The following is a 23,109-nucleotide window of genomic DNA, read 5'->3' on the forward strand; positions in this document are numbered from 1 at the left end:
TAAACAACTTGTCATTTTCTTTTCTCTCTCCAGTCCGCCCATTCGGCGTGTTTTTTCATTAATTCTCGTTTCGCTTGAATTGCAATATCGCCCAAACGGATATATTCACTAAATGCCGTATTCGCTGATTGTTCATCGCCCTTATCTAAGTGGTAGAAATAAGCGAACAATTGTTCTTGTGCATTATCTAGCTTGTGATAAACATCTTTTGCACAAAAAGACAAAGCACCACGGCTTAAAATTATTGCTGCCATTTGTTATTCCCCTATCGTTTTATCAATTTGAGTAAATTCCCGCTCTGTTACGCCTTGTGAAAACATTCCCGAAAGTAACCGCATTTTACGTAGTGCACGGGCTATTTTGCGTTGTCCTTGTTCTGTGTAGTGATGGAGCTTAGTGCCTGTTAAATGCCCTGCACGTAAATCTGAAAAATCTAAATCGGCTAATTCCAACAGCATTTCTCGAAAGCCTTGTTGTAAACCGTCAAACTCTCGTTCTACACGGAATTGGCTTTTGCTTAACGAGTGCAGCACATCATCAAAACTTCGGATTTCAGGCACCTTTACTTGATTTACACGGCACCATTTTTCAGCGGCAGATTCCATTTCATCGTCAAAGCAATAAGGCATTAAGACCATCACTCCCCCCCATTCATTTATTTACGGAACCACCGTGTAACGCATTGGAAAATGCTTTGTTCACGTTTCCACTGTGCTTTTTCAAGTAATGCAATGCGATCGCTTAATGATTCATTCAGCAAAACTTGCTGGGCATTCACACCTGCTTGGTGCGAAATAGCTCGTTGTAAAAGTAAAATATGGCGCGTTTGTTCATTCAATTTTTGTTGCAACTGCCACACATTCACACGGCTATGAGGCGTGTTTTTTTCTTTGCTGTACACATATTTTTTTCTTGTCATTTGCTCAAACTCCTAAATTTTGGTTGCAAAAATCCTGTCGAATGAATTTCTTCAAACGACGGCGGTTAAATTACTGTTGGAAAATTAAGAATTAACCCGTAGGGATTTCGACTTGGCGAGTATCCGTTTCGTCTAACGGCTTACTGCCTAACATTGCTTGCTGATTGGTTTCAAAGCTTGCTGTTTCGACTTCTACAATCTCACTAATCACTTTAAAGCGACATTCACGACATCCACTACAATAACCAAATGAACGCGTGCTTAACTTAGATAACCGTTCAGAGGTGCGAACAAAAACATTTTCAGAACCGCACTTCGGACATTTAACATGAACTTTCACTTTCACCACCTTTTGTTATACTCAACTCCATCTTGATTAAACGGAGCTATTCTATGTATTCAACTTACCCTAAATTTTCTTTACCAAAATTCGATCGGCATATTTCCGCATTTATTGATACCTTTGAAATAGATACCGATGCTTGCCCACGGTTTGATAAAGAATTTATTGTTGGCATTCAATGCCGCGGATTTATTTACCGACATATTCATTGTCAAAATATTGCTGAGCTTGACGCATTGGCAAATTATCTTGACTACTGTGGTGATTTTCGTCAGGAACTTCCGCCGAAAGGCGTAGATCGACTCTGGGTTCTTTTGGACGAAAGGTAAAAGAGCGAGAAAGTTTAATATTGCCGTCATTTACCACACCTTGCTCAAGGGCAAGGTTCATCCATTCTTCTAATTTTTCCATTGAATAGCGTTCACGAAAGCCGTCTTGGCTTTCCAGCCATAAGGAATATTCGCCATATTGATTTTGCAACAACAAAAAACGCCCTTTGCCTAAGGTTTCCCATTCTGTTCCGCCAGTATTATTTTTTTCACTCATACACACCTTCTTTTTTGTTCTACGCTCTCCACATTCCCCAATATGGATTGCACAGTTATTAAAATTAAAAGATAATCAACACCATAAACCACGACACCATTGAAAATAACGCCACGAGGTATGCCATGCTGACTCGATTTTTACGATTTCTCATATTTATCCTTAACTGGTCTATTGTTGCTGGAATCGTTTGGATTAATGTCATCTTACTGACTGATTAATTAATACATTCTTCCAATTTCAAACGAATAAAATCATTCAATTCCCGTTTATCCGCTTGAGCCATTTCTTGTAACTTTTCTTTAAAACTTGCCGTCACACGAAATGCAATAATTTCAGATTTTAGTTCGCGTTTTTTTTCTGTTTTCGCCATACCCTTTTCCTTGTTGTTGTTTTTGTTTACTTTGTTATACTTCTACTATCTAAAAAATTGGAATGCACAGAACGTTCCTATTACAGCGCAGATAAAACATAAAACTGGTAAATGGTTATGGTGATCATGGTATTGCTGTCCCAGTTCGTCTATTCTTTGCTTGGTTTGTTTTTCCTGTTCTTTCAAGGTTTGTTCAAGTTCTAATATGCGAACCCATAATTGTTCATCCACTTTTTTTGCCATAAAGCACTCCCATGTTTAAAAAATAAGGAACTCCCATGACTGACGAAACACTAGTTATCCCCATTGACGTTGATTCACCGCTCAACATCACTTTCCATGCCGAGACAGGAGAAATGACGGTGGAATATTTTCAGTTTGTTTCAGGTGCGCCACAGGCGAAGATGACTTTTCGCTATACACCGCAGGCAACACAAGAAATGCTGCGGGCGCTTGCGATTTTCCAAGAGAAACTCGGTACAACATTTTTAACGCAAGCCACGCCACATAACGTGCAATAGATTGTTTACATTGAGAAAGCATTGCCTTTTGTGTTTGTTTACATTGTTTGAGATATCATAACTAAATCTTTTTTAAATCAATATGTGATTTAAAAAAGATTTAAAAAATCTTATGAGGAAATCAAAAATGAAAGAATGGTACTCGGCATAAGAGTTAGAAGGGCTAGATGGATTGCCTGCTCAAGCAACAAATATCACTCGCAAGGCAAAAAATGAAAATTGGAAAATGCGCGAAGCCAAAGGTATAAAAGGCGGTGCGTTTGAATATCATATAAGTTCATTTCCTGATGTAACGAAAAATGCATTGGGCTTTACTGACGACACGGTGTGCGTCGTTAATCTGCATGAACCTTTGGCAAAAAAACACTATCCGAGTAGAAATTTTGGATATTGAAGCCAGTGCAGGAAATGGCACGTTTTTAACCCGTACAGAACAGGGCTTATTGGCGCAAGAGTTCGACTTGGATTTCTTCCGTCGCCAATTTGGGCGCACCGATGCTAAAAATTTAAAAATTATTGCGGTGAAAGGCGATAGCATGGCGCCGACATTAGAAAACGGCGATTTACTTTATGTCGATGTATCAGAAAATTATTTCAGTGCCGATGGGCTTTATGTGTTCACGTTTGATGATCACACATTCATTAAACGCTTGCAAAAACGTGGCCGTGAAATGTGGGCGATTTCTAATAATAAAGAAGAGTATAAAGAGTGGGAGATAAAACAGGATGATCCTGTCTATATTCACGAACGCGTGGTGTTTAGTTTGCCGATGAAGATGAAGAAGTGGTGATAAAATGACGGGATTTCTAGCATTTTTAGTTTTTGTAGCAGCGACTTACGGCTTTTATTATATTTTCCGCCTAAAAGCCGAATGAACTCGATTGGCTTCAGCGCCTCCTGCGGTGATTCTTGGTTGGTTAGCCACGGGGTTGTTTTATGCCTTAGCCACAACAGAGCATTATTTTAGGGGCTGACGTAGATTAGCAAGTGTGCTAGTCTATAAAAATAAATATAACTCATTGTAAATTAAAGAAATTTATACAAATAAGCTCCTTGAGTTTTTTGTATTAGAAATTACAGCCTGAGCAGCGGCTGATTTACTCGGTATCCAAGCCAATTCAGCGATTTTGTTTTACCGAAAAATTCGTGAAGTCATTAGCTATCATTTAGCCCTTGAAGCCGATGAGGTTGTTGATGGTCAAATTGAGCTTGATGAAAGCTATTTTGGCGGTCATCGTAAAGGAAAACGAGGTCGAGGCACAGCAGGAAAAATTGCCGTATTTGGTTTGTTAAAACGACAAGGAAAAGTATTTACGGTAGTGGTAGAAAATACCAAAACAGAGACATTAATGCCTGTTATTGTGAGGAAAATCAAGCCTGACAACTGGGTTTATACCGATACTTATCAAAACTATGATGCCCTTGATGTGAGCAAATTTCACCACGAACGAATCAATCATTCCGAACTATTTGCGGTGAAACAAAACCACATAAATGGAATAGAAAATTTCTGGAGTCAGGCGAAGAGAATCCTCCGAAAATATAATAGCATCGACCAAAAAACTTTCCTTTATTCTTGAAGGAATGTGAATTTCGGTTTAACTTTGGATCACCAAAAGAATAACTTAAAACATTGCTTTGCATAACCAAGCAGCTAACATTGCGCCAATTACAGACCTCAAGACAGGAACCCAAGCGTAATCGAAATTGGAACTACCTTTATTTTTAATTGGCATGATAGCGTGAACAAGACGCGGCATAAAATCACGTGTTGGGTTGATTGCATAACTTGTTAATCCACCAAAGGACATAACACCACCAGCTACTCCCGTAAAAACAAAGAACATTGCAACACCATTAGTAGGTTGTTGATGATTTAGTGCGAATAAAATAAATAACAATGAAAATGTGGTGACAATTTCAGAAAGTAAATTGCGTAAGTTATTAGAGTTTGTTGCAATAGTGGTAAAAGAACCTAATTGACAATTTTGATTGTCTTCTTCATCTAAATGATCTTTAAATAATAGCCATACAATCAGAGCACCAATAAACGCACCGATACATTGAGCAATAATATAGACTAACACAAGTTCTGTTGGAAATTTACCTACCGCCCAAAAATCAATAGTAACAGCAGGATTTACATGATCACCGGTGAGTGGTCCAAAAATAACAGCAATGGACACCATTGATAACCCCAACCACAAGCGGCAAGTAAACCACCGCTCCCATACATTCCTGATTTTTTAAGGAAATATTGGCACAAACGCCAAGTCCTAACACCATAAAAAATGCTGTTCCCACAAGTTCACCAAGATAAAGGTTGATATTTTCCATAATCTTCATTCCTATCTAGATATAAAAGAGTGCTAGAGATAACCCTAGCACTCCATCATTTATTCAATTTCAGCAATACAAGTTGGCTTGAATCTAGCCCGACAATGCGTAATGGAGCATTGATAAATTGCTTAATTTTGGCCCCTTTAGGAAGTTCAGAAAGATGCATATCTTCAATCACTGTGGTAAAACGCCCACTGTGATAACCTAAGATCGCTTGGTGATAATTTTTCGGATTTTCTGTATCAGGAACACGAGAAGAAGGCGAACCAAGTGCAAGGAAATCAATACCTACTCCTTTTAAATTAGGATAGTTATCGGATAAATATTTTCCCGCACTCGTCGCAATATATGGTCCTTCATTTTGATAAATTAACGGATTCTCAGTTCTGTATTTCTCAAACCCTGTGCGTAAGAAAGCAAAGGATACTTGCGCTAAAATATCCGCATAAGGCTCTAAATCTTCTTTCGTAATCCCTTCCGCTTCGTCTTTTGGAACCTCAAGTAATACAACATCCTTATGGCAAAAATACTCAATTGGCAATTCATTGATACTTAAACCATCTTTTACAAAGTAGCGTGCCGCAGCCATATGTGTACCGCAATGATTTGGTATTTTAGAGATAAAACTGCTAAATGGTGTTATCTCATTTATATCAGTACAACGTATTACTTCAACGACAGGTTCGTCAGGTCAATCTAAATCATTTGGATCTAATGGGTGTGATAAATATATAAACATCATTGATTTCCTTATCTACGTTTTTGGTGTAATAACCATTGTATCACTTCAGGGCTGTTAAATACCGCATCCCATGTATTATGCGCATTATCATTTGCAATACCATTGTCACCCACTTTTTCTGTAGTAAATTCAGTATATTTGACATTTGGTGCATGAAGCTCTTTCAGGATGTTTACGTTAATTCGTGAGCCTTCAACTGGAGAGATTTTATCTTCTTTGCTGTGGAAGAACCACATAGGGATATCCTTAATGGAAGAAAGATTTTCTTTTGTTGCATTACCATCGACCCATTCATACGTATAAGCTTCACGCCCACTCATTAATAATGCACCAGCAAAAAAGTGCGGTCGAGTTAATAAGAGTTTTACTGCACCTTCAGAACCACGAGATAATCCCACTAAATAAATACGTGTTTTATCAATTTGTGGATATTGCATTAAAGTTTCATCAATTATTTTTAATACAAGATCTCGACGGTTTTCCGTTTGCCAATGGATACCACCTTGATGCCCTTTTGTAATATCATCAAAAGGATCAAAAACACTTTGATATTGCGGTGCTAACACGACACCTTCTTCATATTGTAAGGTTGAAATAGCGCCCTTACTTGAAAGCAAATGTGCTATATTATCTGACCCTACTTGCCCTGAACCATGAAGAAAAATGGTTAAAGGATAAGTTTTTTCTGTTTCAAAATGTGGTGTAAAAATTCTGTAATTTAGAAAATTAGCTTTATCTTTCAAATAAACACTTTTCACTGCAAATTGATCAAGCCAAGGTGTTTTAACATGCTCAAAAATAGCAGGTTGCATTAGCTGGATTTTATCTAAGGTTTTACCATTAGTCAGTTTCAAATACCCAATTTGATTAATTTGATAAATTAACTTTTCACCATAATATTGAGGGACTTTGTTGATTTGTTTTTTCTCAATCACAATCACATTACCATCTTTATCTCTTCCTTTGAATTGCATAGATTGATTATTTTCAGTCTTAAGGCTATAAAGATCGGCATTCTTGTCTTGATTATCTAATTCAATAATGACAAATTTACCTATTTTAGGTTGAGCAGATAATGTTGGTTCATTATTTACATAAGCATGTAAAATAGTACGTGGTATAAATTCTTCTCCATTAAGTGCGGTAGAAATTTGATAAGTTTTTCGAAGATCAGAACCTGAAAGTATATTATCTTCATATTCTAATGCTACAGCATTAACCTTTTGACCTTGTGCGGTGATTTCAGCTAAAAGTGTTACTTGAATTGGTTTTATATTTTTAAAAACCTTATCTTGAGCCAAAACATGAAATGCTGCTAGAAGAGAAAGTAGAATGCATATTTTTTTTAACATCATATTCTCCTTAAAATGAAATCCCCATAATATTTTTATCATGGGGATATTTTCTGGCTTAGAGATTTTTATTCTGAAGTTTGATATAGAATAAAATGCTAGCTAACACGACAATAGGGAAAAGTAGATCAAATACAGAGCCATCGTTGCCAAAAATCAAGTTAGCAAGAATTACTGAAATACCACCAATCCCCCAAGCAATCGTGGTTGGTACAGACCAAACGACCATTTGTTTTTTCACATCATTAATTCCCATCATACGGTTAACCACCCAGAATAAACTATCATTGAAATAACCAAAGAAAAGCGATCCCATGGTAGCAGCTTGAGCGGCTAATAGCATATTGACACCGGGTATTTGCGCAAGGATTGGGGCTGAAATTGAAGCAGCTGTAATCATTGCAACCGTACCTGAACCTTGAATAAAACGCACTAAAGTCGATACGATAAATGGAATTAAAATTGGTGAAATAGGTAAGTTTGCGATCTGTTCTGCTAATTGTTTTCCAGCACCACTATCGCGTAATACCGCACCTAATGCACCACCCGCACCTGTTACTAATAAGATAATACCAGCTGTTTTAACACCTTCTTCAAGATGAAGTGCAGTCGTATTTTTATCGGCTTTTGGTAATAATGTGTAAACAGAAATTAATACGCTTAATGCTAAAGCAATAACAGGGTGACCAAGGAATGAAACGATTTGATAAGGTATACTTGTCAATGCTTCAGGTACATCTTTAACGAATAAATGTACAACTGCTTTAATAAAGATTAATATTATTGGTAATACAATTGGTAGTAAAGAAAGCCCTAAACTAGGAAGTTCTTTTTTCTCACGACTTTCAATATAACTATCATATTTTTGTTTTAATTCTTCTTCCGTGAACACTTCTTGATTAAAGTTAGGGTATTTTTTATCTAACCATTTAGCATACAGAACTATTCCTACAACAGGCAAGACAGCCATACACACTCCAGTGAGTAACATTGCACCAATATCTACACCAAATAACCCAGCTACTCCCAATGGACCTGGTGTTGGTGGAACGGTGTGGTGTGTCACAACCAAGCCACCAGCCAAAGCAACGCCTAGAGTTAATAATGAGCGTTTACCATTTTTTGCGAGAGCTTTTGCTACTGGATAAAGGATAACAAATGCAGAATCTACGAAAATTGGAATACTCACTACGTAACCTGTAATGGCTAATGCCCATTCTTCTTTTTTCTGACCTAGCATTTTGATAAAACTATATGCCATTTTTTCTGCCGCACCAGAAACTTCTAAGACGCTACCCATCATTACACCAAGTCCGATAACAATCCCAATACTACCTAGTGTGCCACCAAATCCTTTTGTGATGGAATTTAAGGTTTCATCAGCTGACATACCACCTACTAAACCCGCAATTGAAGCTGCAATTAGCATTGCGATGAAAGCATGAACTCGCGTTCTTAAGACGAGAAAAACGAGAACAAATACAGCGATTAATAATCCAATAATTGGAATAGGTAAGCCAAACATAGTGCCTCCTACATATCATATTCAATAAACTGTTGGATAACATTTTGGAAATTGCTATCCACTTTGAAACCAAGAGCTAATGCCTGGGTGTTATCAATTCTTGCAGGCCAACTAGCAACGATATTGTTAATGCTTTCATCAAACTCAAATTTAATATGTTCTAAAATTGCTTCACCTTTTACTTGAGTGAGATCAGATAACATTTGTTTTACGGTAACACTAAACCCTGGAAGATTAATAGTATGCCAACTACGCAATGGAAGTGATGGAAGTTGTAAAGCATGAATAAAGTTTGCAACTACTGTATTTGGGCTAGATAACCATAAACGTAATTCTTCCGATACAGGACACACAGCATCCTCCCCATGTAGAGGTTCACGCATAATACTGCTAACAAATGAGGATGCAGCTTTGTTTGGTTTGCCTGGTCGAATACAAATGGTTGGTAAACGAACAACAATACCATCTACAAAGCCTTTTCGTGAGTAATCATTAATCAGCAATTCACACATTGCTTTTTGTGTACCATAGGTAGATTGCGGTGTGAATGCTGTACTGTCTAAAATAGTTTCAGGTAGTTCTCCACCAAATATGGCTAAAGAACTAGAGAAAATAAACCGCACTTTAGGATTATTTTTGCGACAAATTTCAAGGATATTTCGTGTTGCTAAGAAATTAATTTCATAACCTAAATCAGGATCTTGTTCTGCATGACTACTTACGATAGCTGCTAAATGAAAAATAGCATCCGTTTCTTCAGTAATTAATTCATCTAATCCTGTTGGATAACGTAAATCCATTTCATAACATCGAACACGAGGATCATTATTTGGCGCAATAGGCTTAACAACATCAATTAAAATTAAATCATCAATATGAACATTATTCTGGGCTAATAGCGTTTTGGCTAAACGTTGTCCTAAGAACCCTTGTCCACCAGTAATTACAACTTTCATTGTATCCTCCTTAGATAATATATGTTTTTAAAGCCGCAGTTAAATTTAAGAATATTTATTTATACTTCTGAAACCAATCCAATCCCGCTACGGTTTCACCACGTGGTTTATATTCACAGCCAACATAGCCTGTATAACCGATTTCATCTAGTTTATCGAAGATATATTGGTAGTTAATTTCACCTTCGTCTGGTTCGTGGCGTGCTGGTACGGAAGCGATTTGTACATGGGCAAATTTACCGTTTAACTTATCGGTTAAACGAGAGAGATTACCGTCAACATTTTGGGCATGGAAGTAATCCAGTTGAACAAAAACGTTATCGCGATCTACCAATTCTACGATGTCCAACGTGTCATATTGGCTTTTTAAGAAATAGTTAGGTTTAACTTCAGGACTTAACGCTTCCAAACAAATATTAATACCGTGTGGTTTGAATTTTTCAGCAGCATAACGAATGTTTTCTACAAAGGTCTGTTTGTAATCTTCACGATTTGCACCTTCGGGAACAACTGCCGCCATAATATGAACTGTTGGGCAGTTTAAAGTAATGGCATACTCAAGGGCTTGATCAATATGTTGACGAGCTTCAGCTTCGCGTCCGGGAGTCGCCGCAATGCCCCATTCGCCTTTGGTCACATCGCCTGCAGAAGTATTAAATAATACTTGGGTCAAACCATATTGATCGAGTTTGGCTTTTAATTCTTTAGCGGGGTAATCATAAGGCCATAAGAATTCGACATATTTAAAGCCTGCTTTAGCCGCCGCTTCAAAGCGATCTAAAAATGGCACTTCGTTAAACATCATTGTTAAGTTTGCTGCAAATTTAGGCATAATTATTTTCCTCTATTTTCTAAATCTTTCACTTCGGTATCAGTGAGATAGCGGATTTTTTGTCCTTGCAAAGTGAAGAATAATTTTGCGGTTTCTTCTAACTCTTCTGTATTATCTGCCGCATCAAGCAAGTCTGAGCCAGTGACAACAACACCATGATTAGCGAGTAAGAAGGCTTTGCCTGTTAAAGCTCTGTTACTTAATTCTTCTGCAATCTTTGGTGAACCTGGTCTATAGTAGGGAATAACTTGCATTTTTCCCACGCGCATTACGTAATACGGTGTAAATGGCTCTATAGCATTATTAGGATCCAAATTATCTAAGCAAGAAAGTGCGGTCAAATAGGTACTATGTAAATGCACAATGGCTTTGCACTCAGGATTTTTCTTGTACATAGCCAAATGAAATACTGCTTCTTTCGATGGTTTATCGCCCCCTAAAAGATTACCTTCCATATCCAATACAGATAAACGTTCTACACTTAACCGACCGAGTGAAGAACCTGTAGGAGTCACTAACACACGATTGTCATCTAAGCGAACTGATAAATTACCTGCACCGCCCACGGTGTAACCTCGCTCATAAAAAGAACGTCCGAGCTGCACCATTAATTCTTTTTGTGCTAAATCCATCATAGGAACATTCCTTGTGCATATTCAAAAAAGTCTTCTTTGCCGAAATTGCCTGATTTAAGCGCAAGGAAAATATCTTCTTCTACCGCTTTTAACCAAGGCACACCCGGGGCAATTTGTTTACCAATATGGAACCCAGTAAAACCAAGTTCTTGCACCACAATACTTGAGGTTTCACCACCAGCAGTAATAAAATTGACCACGCCAGCTTGTTTTAATTTATCGGCAAGTTTGGCGAAAGTGCTTTCAATGGCATGGCTTGCTTGATCCACCCCAAATTGATGTTGAATAGCTTTTAATGCATCTGGTGGCACTGTTGCATAGACCATAGGGGCAAATTCGCTATCGAGATTTGCTATCACCCACTGATAAAGTTGTTCTATATAATTTTCATTATGGATGGCTTGCTCAACATCGAGTTGAAAGTGCGGTGCTTTTTCTTTATATTTTTCCACTTGCTTGTTCGTCATCACAGAGCAAGACCCTGAAAGCACCACGGTTTTACCTTTAGTTGGCGTAAAGGCATTGGCACCTTTTTTGCCACCACTTAAACGTGCAGCCATATAAGCTCCTAAGCCTGAACCGCCTGTCACCAATTTGAAATCCGCCACTGCTTCAGCAAGTACTTCCAACTGCGAATTATCCACGGCATCAACAACCGCATAACGGTAGCCTTGTGCTTTTAATTCCGCAAAGCACTCTTGCACACGCGAAGCCCCTTTAATCACATCAGCATACGCCACCAAACCTGTTTTACCTTTGGCTTGTGCATCCATTAAACGCATTAAATTAGCATCAGTCATTGGCGTAATCGGATGGTTTTTCATGCCTGATTCACTCAACAATACATCACCTACGAATAAATAGCCGTTAAAAATAGTGCGACCATTTACAGGTAAGGCTGGTGTAATAACGGTGAAATCTTCATTTAATTCATCTAGTAAAGCATCCGTGACAGGACCGATATTGCCTTTCGCTGTGCTGTCAAAGGTGGAACAATATTTAAAATAAAATTGCGTACAACCATTTTCCTTTAACCATTGATAAGCCCTCAATGACTGTTCAATGGCTTCATTCACAGGGTTGGAACGTGATTTTAGACTGATCACAATGGCATCTACTTTGCTGTTTAACGATTGTGTTGGAACACCGTTCATTTGCACCGTACTTAAGCCATTTTCAACCAAAAAACTGGCGATATCGCTTGCGCCTGTAAAATCATCTGCAATAACACCTAACATCGCTACGCTCCTTTTTTCGGTAAGTTAACGCCACTAAAAATTTTAATCACTGCACTATCATCTTCTTTACCATAACCCGCATTGCTTGCCTCAGTGAACATAGAATAGGCTGTGCTTGCCAAATGAAGTGGGAAATGAAGTGATTTTGCAGTGTCATTAACTAAGCCTAAATCTTTCACAAAAATATCAACCATAGAAAGCGGCGTATAGTCACCTTCTACTACGTGTTTCATCCGGTTTTCAAACATCCAAGAGTTACCAGCTGCATTGGTCACAACATCATACATAACATCAAGTGGAATACCCGCTTTTGAGGCAAGGGCCATAGCTTCCGCACCTGCTGCAATATGTACGCCGGCTAATAATTGATGGACGATTTTCACCGTTGCACCTAAACCAATTTCTTCACCAATGTTATAAACTTTTGCCGCAGTGGCATCTAAAACGGGTTGTAACAACTCAAATGCTTGTTTTGAACCCGATGCCATAACAGTCATTTCACCTTTTAATGCTTTAGCTGCACCACCAGAAACAGGTGCATCTAACATAATCAAACCTAATTCTGTTAATTTTTGTGAAATTATTTGAGCATCTTGAGCCGCCATGGTAGAAGAAACCATCACCGCTGTACCTGCTTTTAATTTTTTAGCAATACCATTTTCGCCAAATAATACTGCGTTAGCTTGGGCTGCATTAACCACTAAAATCACTACAGCATCAAGTTCGTGAGCGAAGTCATAGCCATTTGCCGCTACAGCTTTTGCACCTGCCGCTTTTAATTTTTCAAGTGCAACTGGGTTTAAATCAATACCATAGGTCGTTAATCCTGCATTAATGCAAGATACCGCTGCGCCCATACCCATAGAACCAAGACCAATTACTGCGACTGAATAATTTTGATTTTCCATTTTTAATCTCCCAATAGATCTTAACTAAATTTCTCTGTATATTAGCCGATACAATAAATTAAATCTGAGATCTAGATCACAGAATGATAAAAAATGTTATTTTTTGTTAATTTTAGTGATAAAACGTTATGAGCTCATAATCTGATTTGAAATCAGGTATGGAGAAAAAGATGATTCCTGCTGAACGGCAAAAGACATTATTAAACTTAATTAGTAAACAAAGCGTTATTAGTATAAATAACTTAGTCAATATCTTAGGCGTATCGCATATGACCGTACGTCGTGATATACAAAAGCTCGAAGAGGATGGAAAAGTCATCTCTGTTTCGGGGGGGGTTCAATTACTTGAACGTTTATCCAGTGAACCAACACATGACGATAAATCATTACTAGCAACGACTGAAAAGGCGGCTATTAGTAAAAAAGCAGTTGAGTTAATACAAGAACATTCCACTATATATCTAGATGCTGGCACGACAACACTTGAAATCGCAAAACAAATCGCTAATCGAAACGATCTACTTGTAATTACTAATGATTTTGTTATTGCCCATTATTTAATGGTCAATAGCCAATGTAATATTATGCATACTGGTGGGCTCATTAATAAATCAAATCGTTCCTCTGTGGGAGAATTTGCTGCCCAATTTCTACGTCAAATTTCAGTTGACATTGCGTTCATCTCGACTTCATCTTGGAATTTAAAAGGGCTAACCACGCCTGATGAGCAAAAAATTCCTGTCAAAAAAGCTATTATCCAATTTAGTCAAAAAAATATCCTTGTTACTGATTCATCCAAATATGGCAAAGTAGCAACATTTCTACTATATCCACTTAGTTCATTAGATACGATTATCTGTGATAAAGGATTACCCGAAAATGCTCAAGCTAGAATCGCTGAAATGAATGTTGAATTATTTTTAGTATAAAATAAAGGGGCTGACGTAGATTAGCAAGTGTGCTAGTCTATAAAAATAAAGATAACTCATTGTAAATTAAAGAAATTTATACAAATAAGCTCCTTGAGTTTTTTGTATTAGAAATTACAGCCTGAGCAGCGGCTGATTTACTCGGTATCCAAGCCAATTCAGCGATTTTGTTTTACCGAAAAATTCGTGAAGTCATTAGCTATCATTTAGCCCTTGAAGCCGATGAGGTTGTTGATGGTCAAATTGAGCTTGATGAAAGCTATTTTGGCGGTCATCGTAAAGGAAAACGAGGTCGAGGCGCAGCAGGAAAAATTGCCGTATTTGGTTTGTTAAAACGACAAGGAAAAGTATTTACGGTAGTGGTAGAAAATACCAAAACAGAGACATTAATGCCTGTTATTGTGAGGAAAATCAAGCCTGACAGCTGGGTTTATACCGATACTTATCGAAGCTATGATGCCCTTGATGTGAGCAAATTTCACCACGAACGAATCAATCATTCCGAACTATTTGCGGTGAAACAAAACCACATAAATGGAATAGAAAATTTCTGGAGTCAGGCGAAGAGAATCCTCCGAAAATATAATGGAATCGACCGAAAAAACTTTCCTTTATTCTTGAAGGAATGTAAATTTCGGTTTAACTTTGGAGCACCAAAAGAACAGCTTAAAATATTGAGAAAATGGCGTGGTATTTAGGGCTAATCTACGTCAGCCCCTTACATTATCTTGGCAAAGGGTATCATTGGTGGGATTGAACGTTCGGTAAAATATTTAATGCCACTGCTATTTATCTTCTTAATTGGAATGGTTATTCGCAACGTAACATTATCGGGCGCAATGGAAGGCATTACATTCTATTTAAAACCTGATTTCAGCAAAATTACCCCACAATTATTTATCTTCGTTTTAGGTCAAGTATTCTTCGCATTAAGCCTTGGTTTTGGCGTATTAATTACCCTTTCCAGTTACCTCAATAAAGAAGAAAACTTAATCCACACCGCCGTAATCACAGGTTTTACCAACACAATTATTGCTGTACTTGCTGGCTTTATGATTTTCCCATCACTTTTCACTTTTGGGATTGAACCAAACGCAGGGCCAACTTTAGTATTCCAAAGTTTACCTATCGTATTTTCTCACTTATGGGCAGGTAAATTCTTTGCGATTATCTTCTTCGGCTTATTATTAATTGCCGCACTAACGACTTCCATCACAATTTATGAAGTAATCATCACGGCATTGCAAGAAAAACTCAGAATGCGTCGTGGTAAAGCCATTATTTTTACGCTTGGAGGGATCTTTCTATTAGGCAATATTCCAGCAATTTTAGGGGATAATCTATGGAAAAGCGTAACCATCTTCGGCAAAAGCATTTTTGATTTCTATGATTACGCCAGTGGAAATATTCTCTTTATGCTGACCGCACTTGGCTGTGCTATTTTCGTTGGTTTTGTATTAAAAGATGAAGCCAAAAAAGAACTTTCTTCAACAAAATATTCAACTTTTATCAAAATTTGGTTTAACTACGTGAAATTTGTTGTCCCCGTGATCATCTTAGTGATTTTTATTAGCAACCTGTTCTAAAAAAGAAAAAACCGAGTAAATGCTCGGTTTTCTTTTTTTTTAATTCCTACAAAAATATTATTACTTTTAAGCTAATCCCTTGTCTTTCTTTTATTACATTTTCTAACCGCACTTTATTATGCTTGTTTTAACTGGGTTATTAATATGACAACATAAATCCAATGTAGGGTGGGCGTAAGCCCACGCATTTGACTTAAATAATTATCCTTAGTCATATTTATTTTATCGTGAGCGTAAGCCCACTCATTTAACTCAAATAATTATCCTTGTCATATTTATTTTTTCGTGGGCTTACGCCCACCCTACGGACTTGGTTATTGATATGACAAGGTATAAGTTGCGCGACCTTCTAATTCTCCACCTTCAATTTTTTTGGAATTATCCAATTTAATTAATTCGGGAGTAAAGCTAATAATATATGTATTTTGCTGTGGAAATTCTTTGGTTAATTTAATTTGGTTTTGAGTGCCTTTTTTAGGGCTGTCAGGTCCGAAGCTGATGTAATTACCATTTTTTTGTTTCAGTTTTATGCCAACATTGGCAGTTTGCGCGCCGTTATTTTTGTAAATCATTTTAAGTGTATCACTTCTGTTGCCAAGATTATTTGCATCGGTAAATACAATCCACGGGTTAATATAAGCGTTTGAACCGCAGTTTACACGAATATCTACATCACTTGTTTTAATAGGTGCGGTAATTTCTGAACTTTTTTTCGTGCCAAAATCTCGAGTATGGTTTGCCCCTCCTTCAATATTACAGGTTACTGCATTAAGGCGTATTGTTACGTTACTGCCCTCAACGGTTACACCACCATCAGAAGTTACCTTTGTAGCAACCGCTGTGCCACCATACCTCCCATCTAACGAAAATGCCCCGAAAAAGGTATTTTGCAAATTAAGTTCAAATTCGCCGTTTGTATTGATTTGATCAAGTTTAAAAGCAAAATCTATTGGCACATAGCGACTAAGATCAAGAGGTTTAATTTTTACCTCTGGGGTAATTTTTAATTCTGCGGTTTGAGAACAAGCAGTTGGAAATTCTACCTCATATTGAGTGATATCTTTCCATACTTTATATTGATTATTCCCAGGGTTAAAATTGGCAGGGCCGACAAAAGTTGTTCTTATCTTTAAAATAAAGCCCAATAGAGGAAATCGTTTTAATTGAAATGCGGTTCCCTCTCTTGTTTGAACTATATTCCAAGCTGATGGATCAACCCGATATGTAAATGCAAAACAAGAGTTACTACCTGTAACTCCTCTACTTGGAATACGGTAAGCGTCCAGTTTTATATCTCTTTCGCCCAAAGCATTAATTATACCTGCCATATCAATAGGGCGAGTTGTAGAAACAGGGTTATCTCGTGGAAAAAGATAACGCTTAGTAGTGATTTTTGTTGAAGGATATTTAGTAACAGAAGATGTATTAGGAAATCTAATACAAGCACTAAATATCCCAGAATTACAGTCTGCTCTATGCCATTCTCCGACTTTATCCGCCATAGCTTCTTTTGGCACTGAATTGAGAATAATAAAAAGTGCGGTCAATTTTTGAAATGTTTTTACAAATTTATTCATAGAATACCTCAAAGGTCATTTCGCTGGCGACTTTGCCAGCTTTGTCTGCAGATCCAGCTGTTAAAGCATAGAATTTGGCTGTCAGGGTAATGTCAAAAGTGTCTCCGTTTGCTTTTGCTCCAAGTTGTGTGCCAGTATATCCACTGCCAGCGGAAGTATCTGTCGGTAAGGTTTGTTTTGTTACATTAATCACTTCTCCTGCCTCACTGCCTCTTGTGGCAAAAATTTGTATACCCACACTATCTTTATTGCCTGAATTTTGTACCGTGTTTTTTAAATAGTATTGCACGCTAAATCCATTAGTTATAATAACTTTAGGTTCAACATAAGACGAAACAAAATAGTATTTCAAGCGATGAATATTGGCATTATTCGGTGTTTCGCCACAATTTCTTACAGAAAGAGTAAAGTCTTTTCCACCAACAGTTGTCCCTACACCTGTAAACTGATGGCTTCTTACCCGCCCTAAATCGACGGTTTTTCCCGCGGTTTCGGTGGTAATATTACATAATCTAGCTGCAAGCACCTTGCCTGAAAAAGTCACTTTGCCTTGATTTGCAGCATAGCCTTGTGGCAAGCCGAATAGCAAAAATAGCACGCCTGCCCATAAGCTCGTTTTTTTCATTTTAACTCCTTGCTTATTCATAAAAGGCAGCAAAAATCACTTCTGCCCGCACATCGCCTGCTTTATCATTTTTGCCATTTGTAATGGCATAAAAGCGTGCTTTTAAAGGCAATTTAAAAGCGTGATTTTGCCCTGTCACCGCCTCTGCGCCGAGAGTATCCCCATTCGGGCTTAAAACAAGTGTTTCAGTGGGAGATGACGAGGCATTGTATTTAATTTCAATAGGACCACCTTTTTTGGTTAATAATTGCACACCAACGCTATCTTTATTGGCACCTGTTTCAAGATTTGGTAACACACCTTTGTCTAATAAACTAGGCTTGTTTGTGGTATTCATTAACACAAATTTCAGTTTATTGGTTTCATTGATTAAATCGCCGCACTCTTCCACCCAAAGATCGAAATCTTTTTCGCCTGCGGTTTGGTTGGCTGTGCTAAGTTCATTGGCATACACAGTGCCGAGAGCAACTTGTTTATTTTCATAGCCGCTATGCACTTGGCAAGTACCGCCATTTTTAATCGTTACGGTAAATTTTACCCAACTATCAGATGCTGAGCCAAAAGGTGTCACAAATAACAAGCTGAATAAGCCTATCATTTGGCGGAATAAACGCTGCTTTTTCACTTTTTTCATTGGTTTATCCTCTATTTATTGACACACTTTTTCATATTGTTGCATTTGAGTGGCATTCTCTAAATTCACGCTGTAATCAAAATGGCATTGGTTTTGCTCGCCATTTCCCCAGCTAACTTTGATTGTGCCTTTTGGCTGTTGTAAACCACCAGCAAATAGCACACCATTTTGCACCACATAGCCGACAAATTGCCCTTGTTCGTCATAAGCTTCTGATGCCATTGGCAATAATTCGGCGTTAGTGCGGGTTAAGTTAAATAGTACAAGGCGATTACGTTTGGTTTCAAAATCAATCACGTGAATACTATTGGCTCGCGGAATAATTTTTTTCTCCGTACCATCAAATTCAATATTTAGCGGTAAATTTTGCGGATCGATACCAATTTCATTAATGCGATAAGGCTGGGTGTAAGGCACAATGGCATTACCAAACCAATCCAATATTTGCCCTTGTCCGCTATTCACTTCCGCACCAGCTGCACCATCTGCATGCACCACTGCAAAACTGTCGCCAACAGATTCGCCAAAGGTTATTCCGTGGCGATGTGCAACCACTACACCAGATAAATTAGAACTCATTTGACGAGATCCACGATTATCTCTAGAGGCAGAAGCATCAAAGTCGAAATAAGAATTACGATAACTCATATTTGCTGACATATTGCGATATCCCTCTTGTCCTGAGTTGCCATATACGCCATAACTCCATTGACTATTTTTACCAAAACTTCCATTGATACCAATTTGGCTACTGCTATTACCTGCCGAATTACGTGCATAATTAGACGAAAGTGAATGGTTATGACCTAACGGCACACTCATACTCAAATAAATTTGGTTATCGCGCTGCCCACTTTGTCGATCAATCGTTTGTGAAAAGCCGATTTGATAACTTAGCCATTTAAAACGATTCGCATAAGAGAGTTGATATTGATGATAACTGCCTGATTTATTCCAATAATTACGCGTTGCGCCAACTAAATATAAACTTCCCCATTTATCAAAATCTTGAATAATGGATAGTTGATACTGATTTTTAGGACGAGGCGATAACACAGAAAAAAAGCTTTTCCCAATGACATGATTCGCATTAATCACGTCACTTAAACTATAAAAATCACGAGAAGAGTAACGATAGGCTGCTAGCGTAATATTGGTGCGAGTGCGGTTAAAATTAATACTGTAATTACCATGTAAACTATAACCTTTTCTCACGCTTGGCTGTGTGTTCATTGCACCATTTTCATCCACAAGACTGTGCGGCAAAAAGGTACTACGAGTCCAAGTACTATCTACAGAAAACGCACCAATCGGGGTATTCAATCCTAACCCTAACGCACCTGACAAGTAATTTTTACTATAAGTCACACCTGTATTAATAGTGATATTATTATACAAACCATATTGCAACATACTTTGTGCGACATTATCAGGATAGATTTCTTCCCCGCTGCGATAACGCCCTGCAGCGAGTTGATAGCGGAATTGTCCCATTCTAATTAGAGGGGCAACATTAGAAAACGGCACGATAAATGACCGCACTTTGCCGTCTGCCTCTTTGATTTCCACCGTGAGATCGCCGTTATAGCCACTAGAATAAAGATCATCGATCACAAAAGGCCCAGGCGTGACATTAGTTTGATAAATGATATTGCCATTTTGATAAATGCTCACTACGGCATTACTATTTGCAATACCTTGCACACGAGGCGCAAAACCAAGTTGTGATGGCGAGAGCATTCGATCATCAGAGGAAATATCAATACCACGTAATGCAAACCCTTCGACCACTTGTCCAGATGTATAAAAATCGCCTAAAGTAACCAGCCCACGAATCGGTGCAAAATCTCTCTGTACATAGGTTTCGTAAGTTTGGTATGGCGTATTGTAGCTTTGACCTTCACTTTGGCTCCAACTTTTTGAACCAGAATGACGAAATGCCCAGTTACCTAAATTAACCCCTGTTCGCAAATTTAAAAACATTTGCGAAGATTGCGAACCTTGGTTTGCATAACGACTGTGGTTAATATTGTAATCAGCAAACGCTGCCACATCGCCTGTTTGCCAACGGCTTGGCGAAATGTAATCGCGAGGGCGATTGATGGTTAAGGCTTGTGCAATCGTAAATTCTAAACGCTGTTGCCCTGTGTTAAATACCGCTTTCCCGTCAGGAATAGCTTCTTGAATAAACACGCACTCATTCTCACTTGGGGAGCGTTTGATCGCGGCTGATTCTAAATCCAACAAGGCTTCTAATTCAGGGGTAAAACAAAGCTGTGCAAAAGGTATATTTGCATTTTCATTATCACGAAAACGCAATGTCATTTCGCCTTTTTCTTTGCCATTTACCCAAACAGCAGCGGGGTATTCTCCAGGTAATACGCTGTTTTTTTGTTGGAAACGTGTAACATCAATGTTAGAACCATTACCGCCCATATTCAAAAAGCCAGCACTAAATTCCACATCTTCATCTTCTACATTCAAGCTTTCTTTTGGTGTATTTAGTACGTTTTCCGCCTTTGCATACAAGGGAAAAAAAGCCAATCCAATTAAAAAACCAATTAGACTTAAATGCGGATTAAAAGAAAATTCTCTCATAATACCTCGTTAATAATTACGTGGATTACGCTCATGATAAAATGAATATAATCAACGATAACAATTTGAATTAAACGCGTGGGCTTACGCCCACCCTACATTAATCACTCTCACAACATTAAATATTGTGCGTATCCATTACTTGAATATATTTCATCGCATACCCCAAAACCTCGTAGGGTGGGCGTAAGCCCACGGTAAAATGAATACATTTCATCACATCCCCCAAAACCTCGTAGGGTGGGCGTAAGCCCACGGTAAAGTGAATATATTCATCGCATCACCCCAACACTTCGTAGGGTGGGCGTAAGCCCACGGTAAAATGAATATGACTAATCATAACCATTTGAGTTAAACGCGTGGGCTTACGCCCACCCTACATTAGCTCAGCCCACGGTAAAGTGAATATGACCAATCATAACCATTTGAGTTAAACGCGTGGGCTTACGCCCACCCTACGTTAGCTCAGCGTACAATTGAGGGGGCGTACGGTTAATTGATGGTTGATTCGCCTGCTACATCGCCTCCATAATCGTTAATTAACGACCATTTCACTTTTTGTCCGTTATTTACACCTTTTACGTCAAATTCGCCTTGGCTAAAAGGGGCGACCATCACGGCTTCAGGGGCGGATTTACCACCAACTGTGGCTTGTGTGAAAGTTAAATAATAAGGTGTTGGATTATCTGCCCAAAGTTTGCCTCCTTTGGCAAGCCAAGTGACTTTTTTGTAGGCTTCTGCTGGTGGATAAGGCAAATTGCTTGGGCGGTAAAAAAGTTTTAAACGGCTACGCACCGAAAACTGCAAATAATTCGGGTTGTCTTTTAAATAGGCTTTACTTGGTTTGGGTGGAATATCCAATAAATTAAAATAATAAAGCGATTCGCGATCTTGTGGTAAAGCTTGTGTGCCAGTAAAGGTGATACGCAAGGTTTGCCCTTGATTCCCCTCCACACGCGTGACGGGTGGTGTAATAATAAATGGCACCTGTGCTTGACTGCCTTGTTTGTCTTCAATCCAGCTTTGCACCAAAGCAGGGGAACTATCTTGATTATTCAATTGCACATTGAGACTACTTTGATTCCCTGGGTAAATTAAACGCGTACCCAGAATAATCACACTAGCCTGAGCAGAAAAGGTGGCAAATAAACAAGATAAAATTGCAGAAATAAAAATAGATTTTTTAGAAAAGGACAACATACATCACTCTCTTAGCATAAATAATGACACCGAAAAGCCCACCAAAAGGTGGGCAAGGGAATAAACGTAATATTTTGATTACTCGTATGCTAAGTCTAATTCAGCTTCGCCTTTTACTTTACCTGCTGTAGATTGACCTGTTGCATAATAGCGAGCTACAAATTGAACTACGTGTGTCGCACCATCCGCAGTTGTAACAGGTTTTAATTTATTTTGACTATCTTCTTCTCCAAGACGGATTGAAGATCCATCTAGGTTCGCAAATTGGATATTGACATTTGTAGCTTTATCTGTTTGCTCCTGATTTTTTAAAGTACCATTGTTATAGTAATCAATTTTATCCGTTGCATTAAATTGCACAGTGACTGTATTAGTTGTACCAGCTTCGTTAGGCGTTCCTTTGTTGCAATTTTCCAAACGGATTTGCACCAATTTATCAGCCGCAACATCACCAGCTTTAACTAATTGGTTTTTACCTACTTTTTTCAACTCAACCGTTCGGTCTCTATCTTCCGATTTAATTTCACAAGTATTTGCGACAACTTCACCAGTGACAGTAATTTTAGCGTGAGTTTTACTTTGACTATTAGTAGCAGCATCTGCTCCTGCACGTTGAGTTTTAATTACATCTCCAACTTTTGTTACTGGGTTACCATCATAGGCAGCATTTGCAACACCAAATACCCCTAATGCTAATAAAGCTAAGATTGTTTTTTTCATTTTAAAAAT

The 23,109-nt window shown here is 38.1% G+C and carries 27 protein-coding genes and 3 pseudogenes; 7 read left to right on the plus strand and 23 right to left on the minus strand.

Annotated elements, in window-relative coordinates:
* Window positions 1-11 precede the first annotated feature (11 nt).
* From ACPT8O_RS07070 to ACPT8O_RS07100, 7 genes are all read right to left on the minus strand, one after another.
* Window positions 12-254, minus strand: a complete 243-nt coding sequence (locus ACPT8O_RS07070) for a hypothetical protein (RefSeq protein WP_005668404.1) — start codon at window positions 252-254, stop codon at window positions 12-14.
* Window positions 255-257: 3 nt separating this feature from the next.
* Window positions 258-638, minus strand: coding sequence for a hypothetical protein (locus ACPT8O_RS07075; RefSeq protein ID WP_041175322.1), 381 nt, complete (start codon window positions 636-638; stop codon window positions 258-260).
* A gap of 17 nt (window positions 639-655) precedes the next feature.
* Complete coding sequence (locus ACPT8O_RS07080; protein WP_021035107.1) at window positions 656-919, minus strand: hypothetical protein; 264 nt, start codon at window positions 917-919, stop codon at window positions 656-658.
* A 91-nt stretch (window positions 920-1,010) separates the two neighbouring features.
* Window positions 1,011-1,259 carry a hypothetical protein gene (locus ACPT8O_RS07085; protein WP_041175321.1) on the minus strand — a complete coding sequence of 83 codons (249 nt, stop codon included), beginning with the start codon at window positions 1,257-1,259 and terminating at the stop codon, window positions 1,011-1,013.
* Between the two features lie 192 nt (window positions 1,260-1,451).
* Window positions 1,452-1,808 (minus strand): hypothetical protein, encoded by a 357-nt coding sequence (locus ACPT8O_RS07090; protein WP_021035104.1) that lies wholly within the window; start codon window positions 1,806-1,808, stop codon window positions 1,452-1,454.
* A 217-nt stretch (window positions 1,809-2,025) separates the two neighbouring features.
* Window positions 2,026-2,181 (minus strand): hypothetical protein, encoded by a 156-nt coding sequence (locus tag ACPT8O_RS07095; protein WP_005633752.1) that lies wholly within the window; start codon window positions 2,179-2,181, stop codon window positions 2,026-2,028.
* A gap of 45 nt (window positions 2,182-2,226) precedes the next feature.
* Entirely contained in the window at window positions 2,227-2,424 is a 198-nt protein-coding gene (locus tag ACPT8O_RS07100) for a hypothetical protein (RefSeq protein ID WP_021035103.1), read from the minus strand.
* Window positions 2,425-2,459: 35 nt separating this feature from the next.
* Here ACPT8O_RS07100 and ACPT8O_RS07105 point away from each other — a divergent pair, with 35 nt between their 5' ends.
* The 4 genes and pseudogenes from ACPT8O_RS07105 to ACPT8O_RS07120 all read left to right on the plus strand — a co-directional run bounded on the left by ACPT8O_RS07105 (window position 2,460) and on the right by ACPT8O_RS07120 (window position 4,327).
* Window positions 2,460-2,702: a hypothetical protein gene (locus ACPT8O_RS07105; protein ID WP_041175320.1), complete on the plus strand. Its 243-nt coding sequence runs from the start codon at window positions 2,460-2,462 to the stop codon at window positions 2,700-2,702.
* 172 nt (window positions 2,703-2,874) lie between these two features.
* Complete coding sequence (locus ACPT8O_RS07110; protein WP_021035101.1) at window positions 2,875-3,096, plus strand: DNA-binding protein; 222 nt, start codon at window positions 2,875-2,877, stop codon at window positions 3,094-3,096.
* Window positions 3,047-3,493, plus strand: a complete 447-nt coding sequence (locus ACPT8O_RS07115) for a S24 family peptidase (protein WP_021035100.1) — start codon at window positions 3,047-3,049, stop codon at window positions 3,491-3,493. The genes ACPT8O_RS07110 and ACPT8O_RS07115 overlap by 50 nt, the downstream gene beginning before the upstream one ends.
* Window positions 3,494-3,708: 215 nt before the next feature.
* A pseudogene (locus ACPT8O_RS07120) lies at window positions 3,709-4,327 on the plus strand (IS1595 family transposase).
* Between the two features lies 1 nt (window position 4,328).
* Here the strand turns inward: ACPT8O_RS07120 and ACPT8O_RS07125 are convergent.
* From ACPT8O_RS07125 to ltnD, 10 genes are all read right to left on the minus strand, one after another.
* Window positions 4,329-4,892 carry an MIP/aquaporin family protein gene (locus ACPT8O_RS07125; RefSeq protein WP_021035098.1) on the minus strand — a complete coding sequence of 188 codons (564 nt, stop codon included), beginning with the start codon at window positions 4,890-4,892 and terminating at the stop codon, window positions 4,329-4,331.
* On the minus strand, window positions 4,852-5,040 hold the full coding sequence (locus tag ACPT8O_RS07130; protein WP_162690879.1) for a hypothetical protein: 189 nt from the start codon (window positions 5,038-5,040) through the stop codon (window positions 4,852-4,854). The genes ACPT8O_RS07125 and ACPT8O_RS07130 overlap by 41 nt, the downstream gene beginning before the upstream one ends.
* Window positions 5,041-5,095: 55 nt before the next feature.
* Complete coding sequence (locus ACPT8O_RS07135) at window positions 5,096-5,710, minus strand: cyclase family protein (protein ID WP_371903686.1); 615 nt, start codon at window positions 5,708-5,710, stop codon at window positions 5,096-5,098.
* Between the two features lie 83 nt (window positions 5,711-5,793).
* On the minus strand, window positions 5,794-7,137 hold the full coding sequence (locus ACPT8O_RS07140) for a phospholipase (protein WP_041175319.1): 1,344 nt from the start codon (window positions 7,135-7,137) through the stop codon (window positions 5,794-5,796).
* Between the two features lie 58 nt (window positions 7,138-7,195).
* Entirely contained in the window at window positions 7,196-8,662 is a 1,467-nt protein-coding gene (locus ACPT8O_RS07145) for a GntP family permease (RefSeq protein ID WP_021035095.1), read from the minus strand.
* A gap of 8 nt (window positions 8,663-8,670) precedes the next feature.
* Window positions 8,671-9,618 (minus strand): D-erythronate dehydrogenase, encoded by a 948-nt coding sequence (gene denD / locus ACPT8O_RS07150; protein ID WP_021035094.1) that lies wholly within the window; start codon window positions 9,616-9,618, stop codon window positions 8,671-8,673.
* Window positions 9,619-9,673: 55 nt separating this feature from the next.
* Window positions 9,674-10,450 carry a 2-oxo-tetronate isomerase gene (otnI, locus tag ACPT8O_RS07155; protein WP_425623319.1) on the minus strand — a complete coding sequence of 259 codons (777 nt, stop codon included), beginning with the start codon at window positions 10,448-10,450 and terminating at the stop codon, window positions 9,674-9,676.
* A 2-nt stretch (window positions 10,451-10,452) separates the two neighbouring features.
* Complete coding sequence (otnC, locus tag ACPT8O_RS07160; RefSeq protein ID WP_005665968.1) at window positions 10,453-11,085, minus strand: 3-oxo-tetronate 4-phosphate decarboxylase; 633 nt, start codon at window positions 11,083-11,085, stop codon at window positions 10,453-10,455.
* Window positions 11,082-12,323 (minus strand): 3-oxo-tetronate kinase, encoded by a 1,242-nt coding sequence (gene otnK, locus ACPT8O_RS07165; protein WP_038440074.1) that lies wholly within the window; start codon window positions 12,321-12,323, stop codon window positions 11,082-11,084. The genes otnC and otnK overlap by 4 nt, the downstream gene beginning before the upstream one ends.
* Window positions 12,324-12,325: 2 nt before the next feature.
* A complete protein-coding gene (gene ltnD, locus ACPT8O_RS07170) occupies window positions 12,326-13,231 on the minus strand; it encodes an L-threonate dehydrogenase (protein WP_015702001.1) in 906 nt (301 codons plus the stop codon).
* Window positions 13,232-13,401: 170 nt separating this feature from the next.
* On the opposite strand from ltnD, the gene ACPT8O_RS07175 reads away from it, so the two are divergent.
* The 3 genes and pseudogenes from ACPT8O_RS07175 to ACPT8O_RS07185 form a co-directional block, all read left to right on the plus strand.
* Window positions 13,402-14,160, plus strand: coding sequence for a DeoR/GlpR family DNA-binding transcription regulator (locus tag ACPT8O_RS07175; RefSeq protein ID WP_005665975.1), 759 nt, complete (start codon window positions 13,402-13,404; stop codon window positions 14,158-14,160).
* Between the two features lie 45 nt (window positions 14,161-14,205).
* Window positions 14,206-14,858, plus strand: a pseudogene (locus ACPT8O_RS07180) (IS1595 family transposase).
* Between the two features lie 21 nt (window positions 14,859-14,879).
* Window positions 14,880-15,746 (plus strand): annotated as a pseudogene (locus tag ACPT8O_RS07185) (sodium-dependent transporter); the annotation flags it as partial.
* A 314-nt stretch (window positions 15,747-16,060) separates the two neighbouring features.
* Here the strand turns inward: ACPT8O_RS07185 and ACPT8O_RS07190 are convergent.
* From ACPT8O_RS07190 to ACPT8O_RS07215, 6 genes are all read right to left on the minus strand, one after another.
* Complete coding sequence (locus ACPT8O_RS07190; RefSeq protein ID WP_021035086.1) at window positions 16,061-17,323, minus strand: fimbrial protein; 1,263 nt, start codon at window positions 17,321-17,323, stop codon at window positions 16,061-16,063.
* The gene (locus ACPT8O_RS07195) at window positions 17,316-17,948 is read right to left on the minus strand and encodes a fimbrial protein (RefSeq protein WP_021035085.1); all 633 of its coding nucleotides are present in this window, start codon (window positions 17,946-17,948) and stop codon (window positions 17,316-17,318) included. Before ACPT8O_RS07195 ends, ACPT8O_RS07190 begins: the two co-directional genes overlap by 8 nt.
* A gap of 13 nt (window positions 17,949-17,961) precedes the next feature.
* Complete coding sequence (locus tag ACPT8O_RS07200; RefSeq protein ID WP_021035084.1) at window positions 17,962-18,582, minus strand: fimbrial protein; 621 nt, start codon at window positions 18,580-18,582, stop codon at window positions 17,962-17,964.
* Between the two features lie 15 nt (window positions 18,583-18,597).
* Entirely contained in the window at window positions 18,598-21,180 is a 2,583-nt protein-coding gene (locus ACPT8O_RS07205; protein ID WP_021035083.1) for a fimbria/pilus outer membrane usher protein, read from the minus strand.
* Window positions 21,181-21,672: 492 nt separating this feature from the next.
* Window positions 21,673-22,380 carry a fimbria/pilus periplasmic chaperone gene (locus ACPT8O_RS07210; RefSeq protein ID WP_021035082.1) on the minus strand — a complete coding sequence of 236 codons (708 nt, stop codon included), beginning with the start codon at window positions 22,378-22,380 and terminating at the stop codon, window positions 21,673-21,675.
* Window positions 22,381-22,458: 78 nt separating this feature from the next.
* Window positions 22,459-23,100, minus strand: coding sequence for a fimbrial protein (locus ACPT8O_RS07215; protein WP_021035081.1), 642 nt, complete (start codon window positions 23,098-23,100; stop codon window positions 22,459-22,461).
* Window positions 23,101-23,109: the final 9 nt, after the last annotated feature.

It is taken from the genome of Haemophilus sp. HN_Hi08 (assembly GCF_049824455.1).
GTDB classification, from domain to species: Bacteria; Pseudomonadota; Gammaproteobacteria; order Enterobacterales; family Pasteurellaceae; genus Haemophilus; species Haemophilus influenzae_D.

Bases quoted from the DNA above. Each gene is read 5' to 3' on its own strand.
- ACPT8O_RS07070 (WP_005668404.1), bottom strand. From the start codon at position 254: ATGGCAGCAATAATTTTAAGCCGTGGTGCTTTGTCTTTTTGTGCAAAA.
- ACPT8O_RS07075 (WP_041175322.1), bottom strand. From the start codon at position 638: ATGGTCTTAATGCCTTATTGCTTTGACGATGAAATGGAATCTGCCGCT.
- ACPT8O_RS07080 (WP_021035107.1), bottom strand. From the start codon at position 919: ATGACAAGAAAAAAATATGTGTACAGCAAAGAAAAAAACACGCCTCAT.
- ACPT8O_RS07090 (WP_021035104.1), bottom strand. From the start codon at position 1,808: ATGAGTGAAAAAAATAATACTGGCGGAACAGAATGGGAAACCTTAGGC.
- ACPT8O_RS07095 (WP_005633752.1), bottom strand. From the start codon at position 2,181: ATGGCGAAAACAGAAAAAAAACGCGAACTAAAATCTGAAATTATTGCA.
- ACPT8O_RS07100 (WP_021035103.1), bottom strand. From the start codon at position 2,424: ATGGCAAAAAAAGTGGATGAACAATTATGGGTTCGCATATTAGAACTT.
- ACPT8O_RS07105 (WP_041175320.1), top strand. From the start codon at position 2,460: ATGACTGACGAAACACTAGTTATCCCCATTGACGTTGATTCACCGCTC.
- ACPT8O_RS07115 (WP_021035100.1), top strand. From the start codon at position 3,047: ATGAACCTTTGGCAAAAAAACACTATCCGAGTAGAAATTTTGGATATT.
- ACPT8O_RS07125 (WP_021035098.1), bottom strand. From the start codon at position 4,892: ATGGTGTCCATTGCTGTTATTTTTGGACCACTCACCGGTGATCATGTA.
- ACPT8O_RS07130 (WP_162690879.1), bottom strand. From the start codon at position 5,040: ATGGAAAATATCAACCTTTATCTTGGTGAACTTGTGGGAACAGCATTT.
- ACPT8O_RS07140 (WP_041175319.1), bottom strand. From the start codon at position 7,137: ATGTTAAAAAAAATATGCATTCTACTTTCTCTTCTAGCAGCATTTCAT.
- ACPT8O_RS07145 (WP_021035095.1), bottom strand. From the start codon at position 8,662: ATGTTTGGCTTACCTATTCCAATTATTGGATTATTAATCGCTGTATTT.
- denD (WP_021035094.1), bottom strand. From the start codon at position 9,618: ATGAAAGTTGTAATTACTGGTGGACAAGGGTTCTTAGGACAACGTTTA.
- otnI (WP_425623319.1), bottom strand. From the start codon at position 10,450: ATGCCTAAATTTGCAGCAAACTTAACAATGATGTTTAACGAAGTGCCA.
- otnC (WP_005665968.1), bottom strand. From the start codon at position 11,085: ATGATGGATTTAGCACAAAAAGAATTAATGGTGCAGCTCGGACGTTCT.
- otnK (WP_038440074.1), bottom strand. From the start codon at position 12,323: ATGTTAGGTGTTATTGCAGATGATTTTACAGGCGCAAGCGATATCGCC.
- ltnD (WP_015702001.1), bottom strand. From the start codon at position 13,231: ATGGAAAATCAAAATTATTCAGTCGCAGTAATTGGTCTTGGTTCTATG.
- ACPT8O_RS07175 (WP_005665975.1), top strand. From the start codon at position 13,402: ATGATTCCTGCTGAACGGCAAAAGACATTATTAAACTTAATTAGTAAA.
- ACPT8O_RS07190 (WP_021035086.1), bottom strand. From the start codon at position 17,323: ATGAATAAATTTGTAAAAACATTTCAAAAATTGACCGCACTTTTTATT.
- ACPT8O_RS07195 (WP_021035085.1), bottom strand. From the start codon at position 17,948: ATGAAAAAAACGAGCTTATGGGCAGGCGTGCTATTTTTGCTATTCGGC.
- ACPT8O_RS07200 (WP_021035084.1), bottom strand. From the start codon at position 18,582: ATGAAAAAAGTGAAAAAGCAGCGTTTATTCCGCCAAATGATAGGCTTA.
- ACPT8O_RS07205 (WP_021035083.1), bottom strand. From the start codon at position 21,180: ATGAGAGAATTTTCTTTTAATCCGCATTTAAGTCTAATTGGTTTTTTA.
- ACPT8O_RS07210 (WP_021035082.1), bottom strand. From the start codon at position 22,380: ATGTTGTCCTTTTCTAAAAAATCTATTTTTATTTCTGCAATTTTATCT.
- ACPT8O_RS07215 (WP_021035081.1), bottom strand. From the start codon at position 23,100: ATGAAAAAAACAATCTTAGCTTTATTAGCATTAGGGGTATTTGGTGTT.